The following is a 20,165-nucleotide window of genomic DNA, read 5'->3' on the forward strand; positions in this document are numbered from 1 at the left end:
CGGGCCGGCGACGCGCCCGTGCTCTTCTTCGGGACGGGTCTGCCCGCCGACCGGTGGCACGGCGCCGAGGAGCGCGTGGAGCTCCGCGCCCTCACACTGGGAATCTGTGCACTGACCCGGTTCCTCGATGAACTGGATGCCCGCCCGAGGAGGGTGCGGCGGTGCCGCCCGCGCGCCGAGTAGGCAGGGGGCCGCTTGAAAGGCCCAGGTGCGGGCAGGCGTGAAACATGTCGATCGCCCGTTCGAGCCGGCTCGCACGCGCCGGCCGAACCGGCACAGGAGTGCAGAAGCATGGTGTACGCGACCTGGCCTACCGGCAGGAGTGAGGTATCCCGGGCGTCCCGAGGCGCCGAGGCACGCGGAGGTGCCTCATGTGCGGCCTGAGTGGCGAGGTGCGTTTCGACGGCAGGCGCCCCGATGTCGCCGTCGTCGAACGCATGACCGATGTCATGGAGCCGCGGGGTCCCGATGGCAGAGGGATCTGGTCCCAGGCGGCGGTCGCCCTGGGTCACCGGCGCCTGCAGATCATCGATCTGTCGGAGCGTGGCGCCCAGCCCATGGTCGACGCCCAGCTCGGCCTCACGGTGGTCTTCAACGGCTGCATCTACAACCACCGCGAGCTGCGCGCCCGCCTAGAGAGGCTCGGGTACCGCTTCTTCTCCGACTCCGACACCGAGGTCGTCGTCAAGGCGTACGCGGAATGGGGACGGGAATGCGTGGAATTCTTCGTCGGCATGTTCGCCTTCGCCGTCGCCGAGCACCGCTCGGGGCGGGTCGTCCTGGGCCGCGACCGGCTGGGAATCAAGCCGCTCTACGTCACCGAGGACTGCGACCGCCTCCGCTTCGCCTCCTCGCTGCCGGCCCTGCTGGCGGCCGGGGGAGTGGACACCTCCATCGACCCGGCGGCCCTTCACCAGTACCTGAGCTGGCACGGCACGGTGGTCGCACCCCGCACGGTACTGACGGGCGTACGGAAGGTTCCGCCGGCGACCGTCAGGGTCGTCGAACCCGACGGCACCCGCCACGACCACTGCTACTGGCAGCCCGCGTACACCCGGCACTCCGAGCTCGGCGACGACCCCGTGGCCTGGCGGGAGGCCGTGCACGACGCGCTGAGGACCGCCGTGAGGCGTCGTACGGTCGCGGACGTCCCCGTGGGGGTGCTCCTGTCCGGCGGTCTGGACTCCAGCCTGATGGTGGCGATGCTCGCCGAGGAGGGTTTCGAGGACATCCCGACCTTCGCGATGGGCTTCGAGGAGGAGAACGGTGAGGACGGCGACGAGTTCGTGTACTCGGACCTGGTCGCGCGCCGGTTCTCGACCGCCCACCAGAAGTTCATGATCCCGTCCGACCGGCTTCCCGCAGCGCTGGAGGCCGCCATCGGCGCCATGAGCGAGCCGATGGTCAGCCACGACGCCGTGGCCTTCCACATGCTGTCCGAACAGGTCTCGAAGGAGGTCAAGGTCGTGCTGTGCGGCCAGGGCGCGGACGAGGTGTTCGCCGGCTACCACTGGTATCCGCAGATTGCCTCGGCCTGCCGGGCGGGGGCGGACGACGCCTACGCCCGCGCGTACTTCGACCGGACGCACGCCGACCTCACCGCCATGATCCACCCGGACCTCGCGGCCGGCCACGACGCCTCGATGGACTTCGTCCGGAGCCACATGGCCACCCCGGGGGCCGCCACCGCTCTCGACGCCGCCCTGCGCATGGACGTCCACGCACTCATGCCGGACGACCCCGTCAAGCGGGTCGACAACATGACCATGGCCTGGGGCCTGGAGGCACGGGTGCCCTTCCTGGACCAGGACCTCGTCGAGCTGGCAGCCGCCTGTCCGCCGGGACTGAAGCTCGCGGACGGCGGCAAGGCCGTGCTCAAGCAGGTCGGGCGCACCGTACTGCCCCGGCAGGTCGTCGACCGCCCCAAGGGCTACTTCCCCGTCCCGGCCGTGCGCCACATGGCCGAGCCCGTGCTGGCGCGGGTGCGGGACGCCCTCACGGCCCCGGAAGCACGCCGCCGCGGGATCTTCGACGCCCAGGTCGTCGGCGAACTGCTCGCGCAGCCCAACCGCCACCGCGCACGGCGCGGGGCCAACACCTTGTGGCAGGTGGCGACGCTGGAGATCTGGCTTCAGGCGCACGGCATCCGATGACGTGACCACCCGGTGACGTGACGGGACCGAGTGGTGGGAACACTCAGGAAGCGGAAGCCTGGGAGAGGTGGCCATGCCCCTGGAGCGGACGAACCTCGTGGATCACGTACGTGGTACGGCGGGCGGTACTACGGCGGCCCCCGGAACCGGAGGGACCGGCGCCGCGTCCCCCGCGCCGGCACCCGTACCGGTGCGGCTGCCCGACCATGTCGGTGCCGACCCGCCCACGCTGCTCACCGCCCACGGGTGCTGGTACCCGTCGGCGGATCCCACCGGTGAGCACGTGGCCTTCATCTGCGACCGGGCGGGTGTCCCCCAGCTGTGGAGCGGCCCCGCCCGGGGCAGCGAAGCCCATGTCCTGGACGGCGACCCCGATCCGGTGACCGAGATCTCCTGGTCCCCCGACGGACGCTGGATCGCCTACACCTCGGCACCGGGCGGCGGCGAGCACACCCGCGTGCTGGTGGTGCGCCCGGACGGAACCGGACGGCAGGTGCTCGCCGGGGCCGAGCCCGGAAGCTCCGCGCACCTCGGCTGCTGGACCCGCGACGGCACCGCCCTGGCCGTCACGGTCGCCCAGCCCTCCGTGTCCGGCGCGGAGCACACCGGGGCGGGACACCTTCCGTCGGACGTCGACGGCGCGCCGGCGGACGGGGCGCGGGGCCCCGGCGCGGCCTGGTCCGAACGCGACGGAACCGCGACCCTCCTCGGCGGCGGTTCGGCGCACCGGCCTGCCCTCTCCCGCGACCGGGCGTCGTCCGTGCACGTGGGGGCGGGCCCGGTGCCGGCGCTCGGCCAGGTCCGCGGGGGCGGCCTCGCGGCCTACCTGGTCGACCCCGACGGCGCGCACACGCCCGTCCTGCTGTACGGCGAGGAGGGAGCGGCGTCGCTGCGGGTGTGCGACACCAGCCCGGACGGGCGCTTCGCCCTCGTGCGCCGCGGTCCGCGCGGCCGGCGCGAGGCCCTCGTACTCGACACCGGCTCCGGCCGCACCACCTTCGCCCTGCACGTTGCCGATGGGGACCCGTGGATCGGCCGCTTCTCCGCCGACGCGCGGACCGTGTGGCTGCGCAGCGACACGGACCGCGAATTCGCGGCCCTCCTGCGGGTCCGGCTGGATGAACAGGGCGCGGCCAGGAGCCTGACGGTGGCGGCGGAACGGCAGGAGGCCGCCCTCGACCTGCTGAGCATGCCCGATCACGGCCGCTGGGCCCTCCTCGCCTGGAACGTCCACGGTGCGACAGAGCTGGAGAGCACGGGCCTGCCCCTCACCGACGCCGACGGCGACGTCGGACCGCGACACCGTCCGGTGCTGCCGCACGAAGTCGTGACCCGGATCGCACCCCTGGAACGCGGCGGCCTGTTCGCCGCGCTGGCCGGTTCCCGGCGCAGGCCCGGCATCTGGGAACTGGACCAGGGCCTCGTACCGGCGCGCGCCGGCTGGTCGGCCTCCGACGAGGACGCGGTACCGCCCGGCCGGCCCCCCGTACGCCCCGTGCCCCTGCGCTGCCGCGCCCGGGACGGGCTGATGCTGGGCGGCTGGTACTACCGGGCGCCGGGCCAGGACCCGGGGCGGCCCGCCCCGTGCGTCATCCACCTCCACGGCGGGCCCGAGGAACAGGAGCGGCCGGTGTTCAGCCCGCTTTACCACGAGCTCCTCGGCAGGGGCCTGGACGTGTTCGCCCCGGACGTCCGCGGCTCCTCGGGCTGGGGGCGCTCCTTCGTCGACGCCGACCTCGGCGCCGGTCGGTTCGCGGCGATCGACGACGTCGCCGACTGCGCCGCGCACGTGGTCTCCCTCGGCTATGCCGACCCCGTGCGGCTCGGGGTGATGGGCCGCTCGTACGGCGGCTACCTGACGATGGCCTCCCTCGTATGGCATCCGGACCTCTTCCGCGCCGGGGTGGCCGTCTGCGGGATGTCGGACTTCGCCACGTTCTTCGCCGGCACCGAACCGTGGATCGCCCAGTCCGCCACCGCGAAGTACGGCCATCCCGAACACGACCGGGACCTGCTGCGGGCTCTGTCCCCGATGAGCCGCATCGACCAACTGCGGGCGCCCGTGCTGGCCGTCCACGGCGAACACGACACCAACGTGCCGCCGACGGAGTCGGAGCAGTTCGTCCGCGCGGCACGGGGTCGCGGAGTGCCGGCGCGGCAGCTTACGCTGCGCGACGAGGGCCATGAATTCCTGCGGGCGGACAACAGGCGGCTCTACCGGCGCGCCGCCGCGGACTGGCTGGAGCGCCACCTCGGCGACAACCCGCTCCCCGGCCGACAGGCCACGTGACGGCCGAGACCATCCCCGCCGAAGCGCCGACGGCAGCCCGTCCCCTGCACGACCACCGCTGTTCAGGGCACGCGATCGGAGCGCCGTGAAGGCCGGTCCTCGTTCATGGGGCGGCGCCACCGGTTGTGGTCCATGTGCGATCCGGCCATGGGACCCATCCGCAGCATGCCCCCGTCCACGGCCCAGGAGGCACCCGTGACGTACAAGGCCTCGGCGCCCGCCAGGAAGGCGATGACGGCGGCGACCTCGCGGGCGTCGCCGGGGCGGCGCCGTGGTCCGAGCCCGGCTCACCCGGGTGGCCGCGCGCCAGGAGTGCCGGGCGGGTCGACGGGTAGGCGCCTCGTGCGGTAGGGCACCCGGGCGGGCGCTCGGCCAACCGCCGGGCAGCCGATACCGCGCTCGGCGGGTGCCTCCCACCTGGAAGAACAGGAGAACGATCATGAGTGGCAAGTCGGACAGGGAAGCGTCGCAGCACGAGGCGAGCCGGCACCGGGGAGCACAGCACGGCTGGTCGCCCGACGTCGACGAGACGCGTCAGCAGGACAATCCCAGCGCCCACCGGTCCTTCCACCCGGACCGCTACGCCCCCGCGAAGGGCGCCGGCAGGACGGTGTCGAAGGAGGAGTCGGGAAACCCCCACGGAAATCCGACCGAGAGCAGCAGCCGGAGCGGCGAGGAACTGGCCCGTAAGGGCGAGGACGGCATGCACGACAAGGGTCCGAAGGGGAAGTCGCGCCGCCCCAGCGGCAGCAAGGACGCCTCTGCCTTCACCGGAATACGGCCCGAGGACCACCGTACCGAGGGGCCCGCCGGCAGGTGACGGCCGGTCGCGGCGTCCGGCTGAGGTGGGCGGCCTCGCCGAGGTCAGGGCGAAGACAGCCCAGGGTCGTCAGAGCGCGGTTCCTCAGGACGGGCGCTGTGATCGGGGTGGCCGGCGGTCCGGCGCGCCTCCTTCATCTCGGCCTCGTACAGGTGCTGCCTCCCGGCGGCCAGTGCTGCGACCGCCTGACGCTCAAGCCCCCGGAACGGCTCGTAGTACGTGCGGTCGTACGCCTCGACGATCTGGAAGGTCCAGTGGCCGGGGATGACGTTGCGGCCGAGGATGTCCCTCTGGACCCGACCGGCCCACTCGTCGTGTCCGGCCGCCCTGAGCAGCCGGACCGCGCGGTCCAGTTCGAGATCCGCCGTCCCCGTCAGCTGGTGGAACCCGTACAGGTGGCCCCGGGCGCGCTCCACGGTTTCCAGCGCCTTCGAGAGTGACCCGAGGGCTTCCACCGTCACATCGTCCACCCCGGCCGGGCGCTGATGTGCCGGGTCCGGTCCGTCATCGCGTCGCGTCATACTTCGGCACTGCCCGCCCGGACCGCCCGCTCATGCCCTTCCGGTCCCCGCTTCCCCCGAAGGCAGCACCCGTGCCGCGGGGGCATCCGGCCACGCTCGCGTCGGCCCCCTGCCTAGCTGATGACGGACGGCCACGATGGCTCCCTCCCGACGACGACGGCGAACGGAACGCCCGAGGCGGCGGCACTGGCCGCGGCTCAGCGCCCCAGGGCGTTCTTGAGCTGCTGCTTGGTCATCGTCGAGCGGCCGTCGATGCCGCGCTTCTTCGCCTCCCGGTACAGGTCGTCCTTGGTGGGCCCGGACGAGCTGCCGCCGCCACCGGACTTCTCGCCTCCGCGCTGGGAGGCGGACTTGCCCTGGGTGGAGCTGCGGCTGGCGGTCTTGCTCTCTCCCGAACGAGCGCGTTCCTTGTTGACCGTCCGGGAGGCCATCTCCTTCGCGCGCTCCTCCGACATACCGCGCTTCTCGCCCGACTCCTTGATGTGCTCGTACTGGCGCTCGCGCTTGGGGCTGGATCCTCGGGGCATGACGCAACCTTTCATCAGCGGTGCGATTCAACGGTCATCGTGCGCGTACCCAGATAACGCCACATATCACGCGAATCGGGCTGGATGCCCGGAGGGGTCGGCGGGTCTCTGAGGCTCACTGCGGCCTTCTCGCGCCGGCGGGCCCGGGCCCGGTGGGCGAGAACGGCAACACGATGCTGGTCGCGCTGCCCCCGCGACCGTGCCACGCGCCGCCCCCGGCCCCCCTTCCCACGCGAGCCAGGAAGGCCGGAGGGCGGCTTCCTACGCGCCTGCCGTCGGCCATAGCGCGTGGTCCCGGTCCGCATGCGACCTCCCGGCAGGAGCATCCTGGAAGCAGGAGAACCGGACGACATGCCCCGAGGGACGGAGCGCGAGTGAGGACACTTACGCACAACCGGCCCCTGCAAGGCCGCACCGTGGTGGTGACGGGGGCGGCGCGCGGCCTGGGAGCGGCGCTGGCCCGGGCGTTCGACGACCGGGGCGCGCGGCTGGCCCTGCTGGGCCTCGAAGGAGAGCGCCTGCGGGAGCTGGCCGCCTCCTTGCACGGCGAAGCGGCCTGCTGGGAGGTCGACTTGACGGACGACGCAGCCATGGCCGACACCGCCCGACAGGTGCGGGGGCGCCTCGGACCCGCGTCCGTCGTCGTGGGCAACGCCGGGGTCGCCGAGGGAGGGCCGTTCGCCGACTTGGACCCGCAGGTCTGAACGGCGGCCCAGGTCGCCGACAGGCTGGCCGCCGCCGCGGAACGACGTGCGGCCTCGGTCTACGTCCCCGCCTGGCTTCGTGCCGTGCAACCGGTGCGGGCCTGCCTCCCGGCCGTCGTCACGTGCGTCGCCCGCACCGAACTGCCGCGTCTGGAACGTACCCAGCGGCTGGAGCCGACCGGTCTGCTCGGCGCGGGCGGCCGCGCCGACGAGCGCCACGGCTGACCGACCGCGCCGCCGGACGCCCGCTCGCGCCCGTCCGCCCGACCCGTCCCGGCCAACCCCCTGCGCGTCATGCGCGTCGCCGGACTCGGCCAGGTCGTCACCATCACCGGGAATCAATACCGCCCGGCAGGGTAGGCGACGGCCACTTGATCGATCTCATGGCGAAAGGCAACCACCCATGCTGATGGCTCACCCGGCCGTGCTGCCCGGTCTCGTCGACCGCTACTGGGCGCTGTCCGTGCTCGACGCCTCGGAGGGCGACTCACCCGTGCGCAAGGAGATCGAAGCCGTCGAGCGCGCACTGTGCGTGGCCACCGGCACCACCGACGTGCACGCCGCCCTGATCGCCGCCCGCCTTCACCTGCCGGGCACGGGCACCCTCGACGACTCGGTACTCGCCGCAGGCCGAGAGCCGGCTTGAGCACGCAGTGGCCTCGGCGAACAGCCGCAGGGAGGCTTCGAGCCAGGCGTCGTAGACGTCCTCCGCATCGTCCAGGGCGGGGCACGTACCCCACCGGGTCCGTACAGCGGCGACCTGTCCGGGTGCAGCGGCACATGGGCGCTGTACCAGGCCCGTACGGCGCCCGCTCGCTCGGCATCCGTGCCGCTCCGCAGATACCCGACGAGGGCCGCCGCCACCCGGCGGCGGCCGAAGGCGTAGACCGCCGGCTCGACGAACCAGCGGCAGAAGCTCGGGTCCGGATCGTGGACGGTTGCCGCCATCAACGGGCCGAACCACTCCTCGGGCATGCTCTCCCGTTCGAGCAGCGGCTTACGCACCGCATGGGCGAGGTGGCGGGCCCGAAGATCGCCCGGCTCCCCGGCGGCGGCGTCGACGCCCAGCAGCCGGGCCACCTCCGTCGCGCACGTCAGGAACGAACGCGGCTCGGTTCGTGCGTCTGTGCTCGTGCCTGTGCTGTCGTCATCGCTCACAAGACGATTCTGTGCGACGGCAGTAGACGGTTCCTCAGAACGCCGTGGAGAGCGCCACATGCCGCCACTGGTCGAGTTCACGTCGTACCAGATCCAGCTTTGCCTCGACACGTTCCACCGCGTCCGCGCCCAACTGCAGCCGCAACGGCGGCTGGTCGGTCTCGGTGATGTCCACGATGGCTCGGGCCGCCTTCGCCGGATCGCCCGGCTGGAGACCGTCGAACGTGCTCATCGCCTCGCGCACCGGCCCCGCACCGGCGGCGTAGTCGGCGATGCCGGCCGGCTCGACCCGGAGGCTGGAGGTGCCCAGGAAGCCGGTCCGGAAGCCGCCGGGTTCGATGACCGTGACGCGGATCCCGAGAGGGGCCAGCTCGCCGTGCAGGGCCTCGGAGATGCCTTCGAGGGCGAACTTCGACGCACCGTACAGGCCCACCGCCGGAGCGGTGGCGAAGCCGCCCACGGAGCTGATGTTCAGGACGTGCCCGGAACGCTGGGCGCGCAGCGTCGGCAGGGTCGCCCGGAGCGTATTGAGCACGCCGAACACGTTGACCTCGAACAGATCCCGGGCAGCCCGGTCCGAGACCTCCTCGATCGCGCCCACGAGGCCGTAGCCGGCGTTGTTGACGACGGTGTCGATCCGGCCGAACCTGGCCAGTCCGGCCTCCACCGCCGCCGCCAACTGCCCCTCGTCGGTGACGTCCGCGTCCACCGCCAGCAACCCGTCCGGCCTCTCCGGGTGGGCCTTGAGCACCACCGACGCGTCCCGCGCCGTGGCGATCACGCCGTGCCCCCGCTCCAGCGCCTCACGTGTGATCTCCGCGCCGAGCCCGCGCGATGCACCGGTGACAAACCAAACGTTCATGTTCTCCCGCATTCCGATCGTCCGACTGGCCGTCACATCAACGCTAGGAGCTAGAGTCCGGTCTAGATCAAGAGCGGCGTGACGGGAGTCACTCATGGACCTGACCATCGGCGAAGTGGCGCAGCGCAGTGGGCTGAGCGTGCACGCGCTGCGGTTCTACGAGCGGGAGGGCCTGTTCGCCAACCCGGTGCGCCGCCTGTCCAACGGCCGCCGGATCTACCACGAAGAGGATGTGGAGTGGCTGGCGGTCTGCACCAAGCTGCGCTCCTCGGGGATGTCGGTGGCGATGATCCGGCAGTACATCGAGCTGGTCCGGCAGGGTCCGGGTAACGAGCTCGACCGCCTGGAGCTGCTGCGCCGCCACGAGGCCTTCGTGGAGGCGCAGATCAGGGAACTGCGAGAAGCGCTGGGCGTGATGCGGCACAAGGTGCGGATCTACGAGGACCACGTGGAGCGGGGTGAGGCCGACCGGCTGTGGAACCCGTCCCGCACGGACGCCACGGCCACGGACTGCACGCCGCCGGACACCACGGCACCGGGCTGCACGCCGCCGGACACCACGGCACCGGGCTGCACGCCGCCGCCGGGGCCGCAGACGGCCGGCAGGACGTAGGCGACGGCCGACCGCCCACCCCCGCCTGCAGTCAGGCCGTGGCGTCGAGACGGGCGGCCAGCCAGTCGAACACCCGTTGCTCGAACAGGGCCCGGCCCAGGGGCTCGCAGTGCATGTCCGCGCCCTCCGCCGCCGTGAACTCCACGAACGCCTTCTCGCCCGGCAGCGCCTCGTACAGGCGCCGTGCCTGGCCGGGCCAGAAGTGCTCGCCCTCCGGCGAGGTCACCAGCAGCGGCACCGTGATCCGGTCCAGGACCCCCGTCAGGTCGTACCGGGTCATCTCGGTGAGCAGGTCGTACGGGGAGTCGATCGCGTACGGCTTGGCCCGCCACCGCCAGAGGGCGGCGAACTCCCCGTCCTCCGCGATCCCTTCGCGCATGACCGCGTCGAAGGCGTCCCGGTCGCCCGAGTCGAACAACTCGCGGAGCTCCGGCGGGAAGTTGTTCCACCAGGCGTCCACGACGGACACCACACCCGGGTCCGCGACACCCGCCACGATCCGGTGCTCGAAGGCGAGGGCCCGGGGCACCCAGTAGCCGGCCTGACTGATCCCGGCCAGTACGAGCCGGCCGGCGGCGATGTCGTCCCGGGCCAGCAGGAAGTCCACCACCGGGGTGATCACGTTCTCCCAGTCCGGGCGGAACGGCATCCGGTGCTCGAACAGCATCGACTGCTGCCCCGGCCCGTCGAAGAGGAGCGCGTTCCAGCCGCGCGCCACGGCCGGCGCGCCGAGCATCGTCCACGCGGTGCTCACCGGACCGTCGCTGCCGTTGTTCACGATCACCGTCGGGGCGTCCGCGCCGCCTCCGGCCGGGCGGAAGAGGTAGCCGGGGAGCGTGGTCCCCTCGTACGGCACCGCCACGCGCTCCGCGGCCGGCTCCCACGCCGCCGCGAACCGGTCGAAGACATCGCGGTGCTCCCGGAACACCGCGAGGAGCCGCTCCTCGTCGGACAGGGCGTCGGCGGCGACCAATCCCGTGCCGTAGTAGCCGGCAGCCCGCAGCCACGCGTCCCGAGCACTCGTCCGCCGCCCCGCCGCGGCCGCCCGTTCGCCGTCGGACCGGACGCGACGGGCCAGCTCCGTCCAGCCCTCGAACCAGGCAGGGCCGTCCGCATTGCGCAGCCGCGCGGCCGTGGCCAGCACCTCGCCCGGATCGGAGCCCTGCTGCCAGGACGCCCCGAGGAGCACCAGCACCTCGAAATCGAACTGTTCGTTCGCGCAGAACCGGTACGCCACGATGCCTCCCGGAGTACACCCCCACGGTACGAGGACCTCCGGACGTCCGCACGCCGCACCGGCCCCGCACCCCGCGTCACTTGCTGCCGTGCCGTGCCGCAGTGGGCGGCGACGGGCAGACGGGCGGGCGGAGTCGGGTTGCCGGACGGGCTGCCGGTCGGGCTCCCGCGGCCGCCGCATAGGCTCAACTGCCATGACATATCTCAGGCGTATGAGCCGGCCGACCTCCTGGTCGGCGTGGATGGGCGGGGCCCCGGCTCCGTGGCACTTCGCTGCTCTCGAACAGGCCTACGCGCTGATGGAGGAGGGCCGCTTCGAGGAGGCCGAGGCGCGCGCACGAGCCCTGGTCACAGCCCGGCGGAGCCGGAAGGGACGGGGCCGCCGAGCGGGCACCGCCTGGTACGCCAGGCATGTCGCCGTGGTCGCGGCGCGCGCCCACGGACGACGGGTCCCCTCGTCGCTGGGCGAGGTCGAGGAGTTGATAGCAGAGGCCGAGCGGTCGAACGACCTCCCCCACGGTCTGCTGCTGGCCGCCCGCTTGAACCGTGCGTTGGTGCTCATCGACGACGAGCGGCCGGGGGAGGCGGAGTCGGAAACCCGGGACGTCCTGCGGGCGCTGGCCCGGCGGGCGCATCCCGCCAACTACCGCCGGATCGAACTGGCCGCCCTGATCTGTCTCGGGCACGCCCTGTGCACGCAGGACCTGTACGAGGAGCCGGAAACGATCGCCCGCGCGAGCCTGCCACGGGCCGACGACGGGGAGGTCGTGGACGCTCTGCGTGTCCTGCTGGTCCGCAGCCTGGCGGGCCTGGGCCGCCACGAGGAGGCCCTGGCCGAGTCGCTGGAGGCGCAGACCCTGCCCGAGCCGCCGCCGCACGCCGTCGGGCACCTGGAGCTGTACCGGGCCAAGGCCTTGCACGGCCTCGGCCGCAGCGACGAGGCCCGCGCGGAGGCCGCCCGGGCTCTGGCCGCCTGCGAGCGGTACCTGCATCCCACGCACTCCCGCACCGCCGCGCTGCACACGCTCCTGTCCCGTATCCCGCCGTCCTGACCACCCGCCCGCCGACGCGGTCGCCGCAACGGGAGGCGCATAACAGGGGAACCCCCGGCTGACATCGGCCATGCGCGCCATCCTGTGGCGGTTCCAGACGTTCACGGGCCGGCCGCTGGTCACGGAAAGCCGTGTGCCGCCCGGGGCAGGGACCGGGCGGCACATCCTGAAGAGGGTTCTGTTTTCTCCTTCCGGCTTCCGTTCCCCGATGCCGATGGGGCGGCAGGGGGGGGCGGGAATTCGATGGTTCCTGGCCCGCTGATTACAGTCGTCCCCCCGTTATCCATAGGCGTGACATCGCATCTGCCAGCGCGGGATACCGGGCCGCCTCGCAGAGCATTTCCGAGAGCACCAGCATTCCGTAGGCGGTGCTCCGCGGATCGCGGTTCTGGTGCAGCCGGATGACCGCGAGGCTCAAGGGGCGGCGTCCGAGCATGATCCCGGCGCGGCGGACGGCTGCCGCCGTCTCCAGGTCGGCGCGGGCCCCGCCGAACGGCAGGGTTTCCGTTCTGTCGAGTTCCTGCGGCGCGGCCGAGTCCCGCACGTGGTGCACATACGCTTCCGGCGGGGCCTCGCCGTTCTCGAAGATATTCCGGAACCCGGCGATACGGAGGCTGGTATTGCGCGGGCGGAGCTCGATGAAAAGCTCGACGAACAAGCCCCGCAGCCGGATGTGGAGGGGCAGGTAGGGCATCTCGCCCTCCTTGCGCCCGGCTCCGCCGAAGAATCCCTGCCCGTCTTCCGCCTTCGCCCGGATGGTCGACGTCAGGGACCGGTAATCGTCGGCCGTGGCCTGCGCCGGTGAGAACAGGATCGGCATCAACATGGCCGGCCCATCAGGGGAGAGGCCCAGGGCTCGGGCTTGTCGTGAGGAATCTGACCGTGATCGCCCGGATCCTGCTGCACTCGCGCATGCACACCACCACCTTCGCCTCATTCCGGCCGCCCACGGGTTTATCACTCCGTCGCGGCCGGGTTCGGTCTGATGGCTCCTTTGTAGTCGTCCGGGTTGCGGCCGGGAGAATTGTTGGCCTGTGATGCTAAGAAATCGGCCGCCGATCCCGCAAGCCGGACGTAATCGGCCGGCTACGAATCCGTGGCCGCCCGGTCGGAATCGCTGCGCAGAACGCAGAACTCATTGCCCTCCGGGTCGGCAAGAACCGCCCAGCCCGAACCGTCGGGGTTCCGGTGGTCGGCGACGAAGGAGGCGCCGAGGCCCAGCAGCCGCTCCACCTCCTGATCGCGCGAGGTCTCGGGGCGCAGGCACAGGTGGATCCGGTTCTTGGCCGTCTTGGCCTCGGGCACCTGGTTGAAGTACAGCACCGGGCCCTCCGCCATCGGCACCAGGGTCTCCCGATCCCCCGGCCGGACGTCCGGATGCAAAGGACGGCCCGTCACGCCGCTCCAGAACCGCGCCAGCTCATAGGCGTCCGCACAGTCGATCGCCACGTTCTGCACTGTCGAAACCATGCGCGTGATCATGGCTGATCCGCAGGCCGAGCGCCAAGGCCACCCGCGAGGGGAACACGACACCGTCGTCGAGCGTTCCTCTTTGCGTGGGTGCGGAAAGGGACGATGTTCCCGGGCCCGATCCGATGCCCGCGGGGAAGGCCGTTCGGCCGCGGCCCCGCAGTGCACTCCGCCGTGACGCGAGGCCCTTTCCGCACCCACGCCCGAACGCCCCGGCCCGCCTCCCCCCGGCCGGCCTGGGGCCGCCCCGATCGGCCATCCCCCCCGGCCGGTCGGGGCCCACTGTCCCGAGCCCCGTCCGCCGCCGTCCCGAGCCCCGTCCGTCCCCCGTCCCGCCCCGCCGCGCCTACGCGAGGCGGAACCGGAAGCCGCTGCGCGGAAGCGTGGGCATCCGGGACAGCGGAATGGTCAGGTCCTGGTCGGGAACGGTGAGGTCGAGCCCGGCCAGCTCCGTGACCAGGGCCGCCAGCAGCGTGACGCTGATGTCCTCACCGGGGCACCGGTGCCCCACGGCCGCGTCGCCGCCGCCCTGGGGGACGAGATTTCGCAAGCTCTCGTCGCTTCCGTAGCGGTGCGGATCGAACCGGTACGGGTGGTCCCACCACTGCGCGTCGTGATGCTGCCCGTACAGGTCCAGCAGAAGCAGGGTCCCCGCCGGGAGGGTCTCGCCGTGCCACTCCAGATCGCGGGCGGCGAGCCCGCCGACGAACGGCGCGAAGGGATAGAAGCGGCGGACCTCGTGGGCGAAACCGGTGGCCAGGTGCCCCGACACGTCACCGCGGAGCGGGCCGCGGTGCTCGGGCCACCGGTGCAGGGCGTGCGCGGCGAATGTGACGTACCACGCGATCGCCACGGTCGGCCGGATGATGTTCAGCAGCTCCACCGCCGCCAGGTGCGGGTCGAGGACGGAGCCGTCGGCGTCGCGGTGCCGGGCGACCACGTCGAGCGCGCTGCCGTCGGGAGCCGCCTCCTGCTGCTCCCGGACCCGGACGATCAGTCGCGCGAGGGCCTGCTCCTGGCGCTTGCGGGCATCCCGCGCCCGCAGGTGGCGCGGCCCGGCCGTCGCGAACCCGTCGACCATGGCCACGCAGTCCCGCGCCAGCTCCTCGCCGCCGTCCGCCTCCGTGAGCGGTACGCCGGTCCAGTCGCAGACGGCGAGGGCGAGCACCCTGGCCGTCTCGTCGAAGAGGACCACCGTCTCCTCCGGATCCTCCCGCCACCGGTCCACGGCCTCCCGCCACCGCAGCAGTACGTGCTCCCGCAGGGCCTCGATGCCCTTCCCGTCCTTCAGCAGGGCCATGAACATTCCCTTGCGGACCCGGTGGGCGAGGCCGTCGAGGGTGTGCACCGCCCCCTGCCCGAACAGGGTGTCGAGTACCGGGTCCGGGAGTGCGGCGCGCCGCTGGACGTGCTGCTCGTCGTAGAAGAAGGCGACGGCTTCCGGGCCGCGCAGCGCGACCGTATGGCGGCCGAGGAGACGCGTACGGACCGTGCCGTCCGCCGAAGTGCGCATCTGGTCGGGGAGCCAGGCGTAGCCCTGCGTCAGCAGCGAAAGGGTGCCGTCGGTCCACACGGACGGGGGGTGCTTGAGAGTCGGCATGGGATGCGGCTACCCGGGTCCGCGGCCCCCACACGGCGCGCCCGGCGCCGTCACCCGGATACCCGGATACTGGGACGGACCGGCTCAGGGACTGCCCCGCCGGTGGAGGGGCAGACGCGCGCGGACGGCACCGCCCGGCAAGGGCGCTGTCCGCGCCGTTCCCAGCTGGTCCGAGCTGTTCCGGAGTGTTCCGAAGTGTTCCGGCCAAGGCGACCGATCGACCCATCGGGAGGACCGATGACCCGACGAGTGCACGAGGTGATGACGCGCAACCCGGTGACCGTGGAGCGCCAGACCTCGCTGGCGGAAGCGGCGCGGGTGATGCGCGACGCGGGCATCGGGGACGTACTGGTCGTCGACGAGGGACGGCTCTGCGGCATCCTCACGGACCGGGACATCGTCGTCCGCGCGCTGGCGGAGGACCGCGACCCGGCCGAGACGACCGTCCTGGCGATCTGCAGCGCGGAACCGCTCACGGTCGGGCCCGACGACCACGTCGACGAAGCCGTCGACCTCATGCGTCGGCACGCGCTGCGGCGCCTGCCCGTACGGACCGGGAGCGGCGAGCTCGTCGGCATCGTCACCCTCGGCGACCTGGAGGTCGAACGGGACCCGGGCTCGCCCCTCGCCTCCATCGCGGCGGCCGTGGAGGCGGCACGCGAACGGTGACGACGTCCGGACGGGCGGACGTCCGTACGTCCGGACGCCGTCAGGTTTGAGTCCGCGGAGAGCGGCCATAAGCGTCTCCACGGGAGTTCGCGGCGGTGAGCGGCGCGGACTGCCGAACGGACCCGGGCCGCGTGGTGGCTCTCCCCCCGCCATCACGCGGCCGGGCACCGTACCGGCCGATCCGACGCGTTCCACGCGCAGGGCCTCGATGGGGGAGTGCCGCGCGAGCAGCTCGGGAACGGCGTCGCACAGCTGCGTCGGCTCGTTGCGGTAGACCGCCTCGACCCGTGCCTCCCGGCCCGGCCCGCCGGGCGGGCACCGCCCTGGGCATCGGGGACACAGGACTGGCGGTGTGGTCGATCACGAAGTGGCCGGCCCTTGTCCTCCTTGTCACGATCATGATCGCGCTCCTGTACTGGGCGGCGCCGAACGCCAAGGGCCGCGGCTTCCGGTGGGTGACGCCGGGCTGCTACGCGGAGGACCGTCGGCGCATGACCCACTGAGCTCACGACCCGCTGGCTCGGTGGCCGGGTGCCGGCGCGTTTACCGGGTAGGCGCGCGTCGACAGAAGCGTGTGCAACCTGAAGGGGAGACTCCGCATGAGCACGATAGAGCGGCAGACCCACATGGCCGATGAATCCGTGAGCGTGCTCGTCTCGCGCGCGTCCCGGCAGATATCGGAGCTGGTCCGCGAGGAGATGCAGCTGGCGCGGGCGGAGATGACGCAGAAAGGGAAGCGCTTCGGGCGGGGCGGCGGCCTCTTCAGTGGTGCGGGTCTGCTCGGATTCCTGGCGGCCCAGGCCCTGACGGCGGCCGGTATCGCAGCCCTCGCGCTGGTACTGCCGGTCTGGGCCTCGGCCCTGATCGTCATGGCGGTACTGGCGATCGGTGCCGCGATGCTGGCCCTGGCGGGCAGGAAGCAGGTGACCAAGGCCGGCGCGCCCATGCCGGCGCAGACCATCGACAGCGTCAAGGCCGACCTGGCCGCGATGCGGGAGAAGGCGCACCGATGACCGGCGACCCCGACAAACCCCGAACCGACAACGGCACCCCCACCCCCGACGAGCTGCGCGAACAGGTCGAGCGCTCGCGGGACGAGCTGGGGCGGACCATAGAGGCCCTGGCGGGCAAGGCCGACCTCAAGGCCCAGGCCGGGAGGAAGACCGCGCAGGTCGCCGACCGGATCCACGAGAGGGCCGCGCACACGGCGGAGCTGGTGAAGCACGCCACGCCCGAGCCGGTGCTCGACGGGGCGGACCGGGTCGTCACGGCGGCACGCACCTACCACAGGCCGTTGCTCGTGGCCGGTTGCGCCGCACTGGTGGTCTTCCTGCTGGTGCGCCGCGGCTGTCGGCACCGGTGACCGCATCCGGAAGCTGCACTGTGTAGTCGAAATAGTGCGAAGAGTGATCGAATGTGTCAGTCTGGTGAAGCGGAGTTCGAACCGGAGCGTTCGAGCCTCCGCGCTCCCCAGCAACACCCCACGCACGCAGGGCCCGGCCGGAGCCAGTAGTCACCCCGGCCGGGCCCTGTCACCTTCCGGGCAGTCCCGTGGCACGGGAGCCGGAGGCGCATAAGGGGCGGATAAGGGGACGGTGGAGCAGTATGGAGGTACCCGCTCACGGGCTGTGCTCTGAGTGAGGCCGGATCGGCCTTTCGTACGCAGGGGGCACTTCGTGCTGCGGTCGGACAAGCAGAGGACTCGGGGCAGTCGAAGCCGGCCGTCGGCCTGGCGGGAAGCTGGTGCACCCATGACGGAGCGCCTCCATAGATCGGGTCTGGTGGGCGAACTCTTCGCCGAATTCGCCGGCACCATGATCCTTATCCTCTTCGGTTGCGGTGTGGTGGCCCAAGTGGTTGCCGGTGGGGCCCTCACGGACCCCCCGGGCGGTCTCGGGGACCACGACAGCATCGCCTGGGCCTGGGGTCTTGGCGTAACCCTGGGTGTTTATGTCGCCGCGAGGCTGAGCGGTGCTCACCTCAATCCAGCGGTGACCGTCGCACTGGCCGCGTTCAAGGGCTTTCCGTGGAGCAAGGTGGCCCCCTACGCGCTGGCCCAGGTGGCCGGCGCCTTCGTGGCCGCCCTGATCGTCCGCTGGAACTACAGCGAGGCACTGGCCAAGGTCGACCCCGGGCACACCATCAAGACCCAGGGCGTCTTCTCCACTCTCCCGGCCAACGGGAACACCAACCTGCCGGTGACCGAGTGGGGCGCACTGCGCGACCAGATCATCGGTACCGCGATCCTGCTCTTCCTGATCCTCGCCGTCACGGACCTGCTGGGCACGCCCCCCGGCGCCAACCTCGCCCCGTTCATCGTCGGCCTGATCGTCGTGGCGATCGGTATGGCGTGGGGCACCGCCGCCGGTTACGCGATCAACCCGGCCCGTGACTTCGGCCCCCGCCTGGCGAGCTTCTTCACCGGCTACGGCGGGGCGTGGCGAGATCAGTACGGGAATTTCTACTTCTGGGTCCCGATCATCGGCCCCTTCATCGGCGGCCTGCTCGGAGGAGCTCTGTACAAGCTCTTCATCGGCCGGTTCCTGCCGACCGCCGAACCGGAGCCTCCCGGACGGGTGCCGACACCGGACGAGAGCTGACCATGCAGCCACGCAGTGTGCGTACGGCGCAGAGCCGATCACGCAGAGCCGATCACGCAGAACGGACCGCGCAGATCGGACCGCGCAGTACGGGCCGATCGGCGCTGATCACGCAGCGCCGATCGCGCACAGCCGACCGCAGAGAGCCGGTCGCGCGCAGAGCTGACGCCGCCCGGGACGGACGTTCGCGGCACGCCCGCTCCGTACCGGGCGGCAGCCCCCCGCACGGCATCCGCAGAGAGGCGGCACCCCATGCCTGACTTCGTCGGCGCAGTGGACCAGGGGACCACGAGCACCCGTTTCATGATCTTCGACCACGCCGGAAACGAGGTGGCGAGGCACCAGCTGGAGCACTCCCAGATCCTCCCGCGCTCGGGATGGGTCGAACACGACCCCGTGGAGATCTGGGAACGCACCAACTCGGTGATCCAGAACGCCCTCCGGCACGGCAACCTCGACGCCTCCGACCTCGCGGCCGTCGGTATCACCAACCAGCGCGAGACGACCGTCGTCTGGGACCCCCGCACCGGGCGCCCCTACTACAACGCGATCGTCTGGCAGGACACCCGTACGGACTCCATCGCCGCGGCACTGGAGCGCGGCGGCCAGGGCGACGTCATCCGCCGCAAGGCGGGGCTGCCCCCGGCCACCTACTTCTCCGGCGGCAAGATCCAGTGGATCCTGGAGAACGTCGACGGAGTGCGGGAGGCCGCCGAGCAGGGCCACGCCCTCTTCGGCAACACCGACTGCTGGGTGCTGTGGAACCTCACCGGAGGCCCCGACGGCGGCATCCACGCCACCGACGTCACCAATGCCAGCCGCACCATGCTCATGGACCTGGAAACCCTCGACTGGGACGACGAACTGCTCGGCTTCTTCAACATCCCCCGGGCCATGCTGCCCACCATCAACCCGTCCTCCCACCCGGAGGCGTACGGGCGGACCCGCACCTCCCGGCCGTTGCGCGAGGCCATCCCCATCACGGGCGTCCTCGGCGACCAGCAGGCGGCCACCGTCGGCCAGGTCTGTTTCGCACCCGGCGAGGCGAAGAACACCTACGGGACCGGCAACTTCCTGGTCCTCAACACCGGTACGGAACTGGTCCGCTCGCAGCACGGCCTCCTGACCACCGTGGCCTACCAGTTCGGCGACAGCCCCGCGGTCTACGCCCTCGAAGGCTCCATCGCGGTCACCGGCTCCGCCGTGCAGTGGCTGCGCGACCAGCTGAAGATCATCTCGGATGCAGGTGAGAGCGAGCGTCTGGCCCGGACCGTCGAGGACAGCGGCGGCATCTACTTCGTCCCCGCCTTCTCCGGCCTGTTCGCCCCGTACTGGCGCTCCGACGCCCGCGGTGCGATCGTCGGACTCGCCCGCTACCACGACAACGGCCACCTGGCGCGGGCCACGCTGGAGGCGATCTGCTACCAGAGCCGCGACGTCGTGGAAGCCATGGAGCAGGACTCGGGCGTGCACCTCGACGTGCTCAAGGTCGACGGCGGAGTCACCGCCAACGACCTGTGCATGCAGACGCAGTCCGACGTCCTCGGCGTACCGGTCAGCCGGCCCGTCGTCGCCGAGACCACCGCGCTCGGCGCCGCCTACGCGGCCGGCCTCGCCACCGGGTTCTGGCGGGACACGGACGAACTGCGCACGCACTGGCAGGAGTCCAAGCGCTGGGAGCCCCAGTGGTCCGAGGAGCGACGTGCCGAGGGGTACGCGGGCTGGAAGCGGGCGGTGGAGCGCACGCTCGACTGGGAGAAGGTCGAATAGACGGCCGGCCCGGACCGGCGGTGCCGCTGGGCCGCGTGGGCGCGCCATACATCGGTTGAGACGAGACGCATCGTCTTGCTATGGTCGACGCATGGATTTCCACTGCTTTCCCTGAGTCCG

At 71.9% G+C, this 20,165-nt stretch carries 18 protein-coding genes and 3 pseudogenes; 13 read left to right on the forward strand and 8 right to left on the reverse strand.

Going from position 1 to position 20,165, the window contains the following annotated elements; translation table 11 throughout:
* Positions 1 to 371: 371 nt before the first annotated feature.
* Both AAT21_RS13685 and AAT21_RS13690 read left to right on the forward strand, forming a co-directional pair.
* Complete coding sequence (locus tag AAT21_RS13685; RefSeq protein WP_046776850.1) at positions 372 to 2,153, forward strand: N-acetylglutaminylglutamine amidotransferase; 1,782 nt, start codon at positions 372 to 374, stop codon at positions 2,151 to 2,153.
* Between the two features lie 73 nt (positions 2,154 to 2,226).
* Complete coding sequence (locus AAT21_RS13690) at positions 2,227 to 4,443, forward strand: prolyl oligopeptidase family serine peptidase (protein WP_079025610.1); 2,217 nt, start codon at positions 2,227 to 2,229, stop codon at positions 4,441 to 4,443.
* 62 nt (positions 4,444 to 4,505) lie between these two features.
* On the opposite strand, the pseudogene AAT21_RS35490 reads toward AAT21_RS13690, so the two are convergent.
* A pseudogene (locus AAT21_RS35490) lies at positions 4,506 to 4,718 on the reverse strand (SDR family oxidoreductase); the annotation flags it as partial.
* A gap of 164 nt (positions 4,719 to 4,882) precedes the next feature.
* On the opposite strand from AAT21_RS35490, the gene AAT21_RS13695 reads away from it, so the two are divergent.
* Positions 4,883 to 5,263, forward strand: coding sequence for a hypothetical protein (locus AAT21_RS13695; RefSeq protein WP_046776851.1), 381 nt, complete (start codon positions 4,883 to 4,885; stop codon positions 5,261 to 5,263).
* A gap of 44 nt (positions 5,264 to 5,307) precedes the next feature.
* On the opposite strand, the gene AAT21_RS13700 is transcribed toward AAT21_RS13695, so the two are convergent.
* Positions 5,308 to 5,784, reverse strand: a complete 477-nt coding sequence (locus AAT21_RS13700) for a hypothetical protein (protein ID WP_046776852.1) — start codon at positions 5,782 to 5,784, stop codon at positions 5,308 to 5,310.
* 197 nt (positions 5,785 to 5,981) lie between these two features.
* The gene (locus AAT21_RS13705; RefSeq protein ID WP_046776853.1) at positions 5,982 to 6,311 is read right to left on the reverse strand and encodes a hypothetical protein; all 330 of its coding nucleotides are present in this window, start codon (positions 6,309 to 6,311) and stop codon (positions 5,982 to 5,984) included.
* Positions 6,312 to 6,685: 374 nt separating this feature from the next.
* On the opposite strand from AAT21_RS13705, the pseudogene AAT21_RS35495 reads away from it, so the two are divergent.
* Positions 6,686 to 7,240, forward strand: a pseudogene (locus AAT21_RS35495) (SDR family NAD(P)-dependent oxidoreductase).
* Between the two features lie 178 nt (positions 7,241 to 7,418).
* A complete protein-coding gene (locus tag AAT21_RS13715; RefSeq protein WP_046776855.1) occupies positions 7,419 to 7,661 on the forward strand; it encodes a DUF5133 domain-containing protein in 243 nt (80 codons plus the stop codon).
* A 546-nt stretch (positions 7,662 to 8,207) separates the two neighbouring features.
* Here the strand turns inward: AAT21_RS13715 and AAT21_RS13720 are convergent.
* Positions 8,208 to 9,131, reverse strand: coding sequence for an oxidoreductase (locus AAT21_RS13720; RefSeq protein ID WP_327152734.1), 924 nt, complete (start codon positions 9,129 to 9,131; stop codon positions 8,208 to 8,210).
* Here AAT21_RS13720 and AAT21_RS13725 point away from each other — a divergent pair.
* Positions 9,130 to 9,648 (forward strand): MerR family transcriptional regulator, encoded by a 519-nt coding sequence (locus AAT21_RS13725; protein ID WP_079025611.1) that lies wholly within the window; start codon positions 9,130 to 9,132, stop codon positions 9,646 to 9,648. The two genes, AAT21_RS13720 and AAT21_RS13725, sit on opposite strands and share 2 nt — an antisense overlap.
* A 31-nt stretch (positions 9,649 to 9,679) precedes the next feature.
* Here AAT21_RS13725 and AAT21_RS13730 read toward each other — a convergent pair whose 3' ends face one another.
* Positions 9,680 to 10,885 carry an alpha/beta hydrolase family protein gene (locus AAT21_RS13730; protein ID WP_046776856.1) on the reverse strand — a complete coding sequence of 402 codons (1,206 nt, stop codon included), beginning with the start codon at positions 10,883 to 10,885 and terminating at the stop codon, positions 9,680 to 9,682.
* Positions 10,886 to 11,096: 211 nt separating this feature from the next.
* Here AAT21_RS13730 and AAT21_RS13735 point away from each other — a divergent pair, with 211 nt between their 5' ends.
* A complete protein-coding gene (locus tag AAT21_RS13735; protein WP_052757765.1) occupies positions 11,097 to 11,936 on the forward strand; it encodes a hypothetical protein in 840 nt (279 codons plus the stop codon).
* A 262-nt stretch (positions 11,937 to 12,198) separates the two neighbouring features.
* On the opposite strand, the gene AAT21_RS13745 is transcribed toward AAT21_RS13735, so the two are convergent.
* The 3 genes from AAT21_RS13745 to AAT21_RS13755 form a co-directional block, all read right to left on the reverse strand.
* Positions 12,199 to 12,762 carry a ribosome-inactivating family protein gene (locus tag AAT21_RS13745; RefSeq protein WP_046776858.1) on the reverse strand — a complete coding sequence of 188 codons (564 nt, stop codon included), beginning with the start codon at positions 12,760 to 12,762 and terminating at the stop codon, positions 12,199 to 12,201.
* Positions 12,763 to 13,022: 260 nt separating this feature from the next.
* Positions 13,023 to 13,406 carry a VOC family protein gene (locus tag AAT21_RS13750; protein ID WP_046777380.1) on the reverse strand — a complete coding sequence of 128 codons (384 nt, stop codon included), beginning with the start codon at positions 13,404 to 13,406 and terminating at the stop codon, positions 13,023 to 13,025.
* A 346-nt stretch (positions 13,407 to 13,752) separates the two neighbouring features.
* Entirely contained in the window at positions 13,753 to 15,006 is a 1,254-nt protein-coding gene (locus AAT21_RS13755; protein WP_046776859.1) for a cytochrome P450, read from the reverse strand.
* A gap of 237 nt (positions 15,007 to 15,243) precedes the next feature.
* Here AAT21_RS13755 and AAT21_RS13760 point away from each other — a divergent pair, with 237 nt between their 5' ends.
* From AAT21_RS13760 to glpK, 6 genes and pseudogenes are all read left to right on the forward strand, one after another.
* Positions 15,244 to 15,675, forward strand: a complete 432-nt coding sequence (locus tag AAT21_RS13760) for a CBS domain-containing protein (protein WP_046776860.1) — start codon at positions 15,244 to 15,246, stop codon at positions 15,673 to 15,675.
* A 296-nt stretch (positions 15,676 to 15,971) separates the two neighbouring features.
* Positions 15,972 to 16,148 (forward strand): annotated as a pseudogene (locus AAT21_RS13765) (ribonuclease BN); the annotation flags it as partial.
* A 126-nt stretch (positions 16,149 to 16,274) separates the two neighbouring features.
* A complete protein-coding gene (locus AAT21_RS13770) occupies positions 16,275 to 16,688 on the forward strand; it encodes a phage holin family protein (protein ID WP_046776862.1) in 414 nt (137 codons plus the stop codon).
* Positions 16,685 to 17,038: a DUF3618 domain-containing protein gene (locus tag AAT21_RS13775; protein ID WP_046776863.1), complete on the forward strand. Its 354-nt coding sequence runs from the start codon at positions 16,685 to 16,687 to the stop codon at positions 17,036 to 17,038. The genes AAT21_RS13770 and AAT21_RS13775 overlap by 4 nt, the downstream gene beginning before the upstream one ends.
* 388 nt (positions 17,039 to 17,426) lie before the next feature.
* Entirely contained in the window at positions 17,427 to 18,275 is an 849-nt protein-coding gene (locus AAT21_RS13780) for an MIP/aquaporin family protein (protein WP_046776864.1), read from the forward strand.
* 252 nt (positions 18,276 to 18,527) lie between these two features.
* Entirely contained in the window at positions 18,528 to 20,045 is a 1,518-nt protein-coding gene (glpK, locus tag AAT21_RS13785) for a glycerol kinase GlpK (protein ID WP_046776865.1), read from the forward strand.
* Positions 20,046 to 20,165 lie beyond the last annotated feature (120 nt).

This window comes from Streptomyces yangpuensis (genome assembly GCF_001005295.1).
Lineage (GTDB): Bacteria > Actinomycetota > Actinomycetes > Streptomycetales > Streptomycetaceae > Streptomyces > Streptomyces yangpuensis.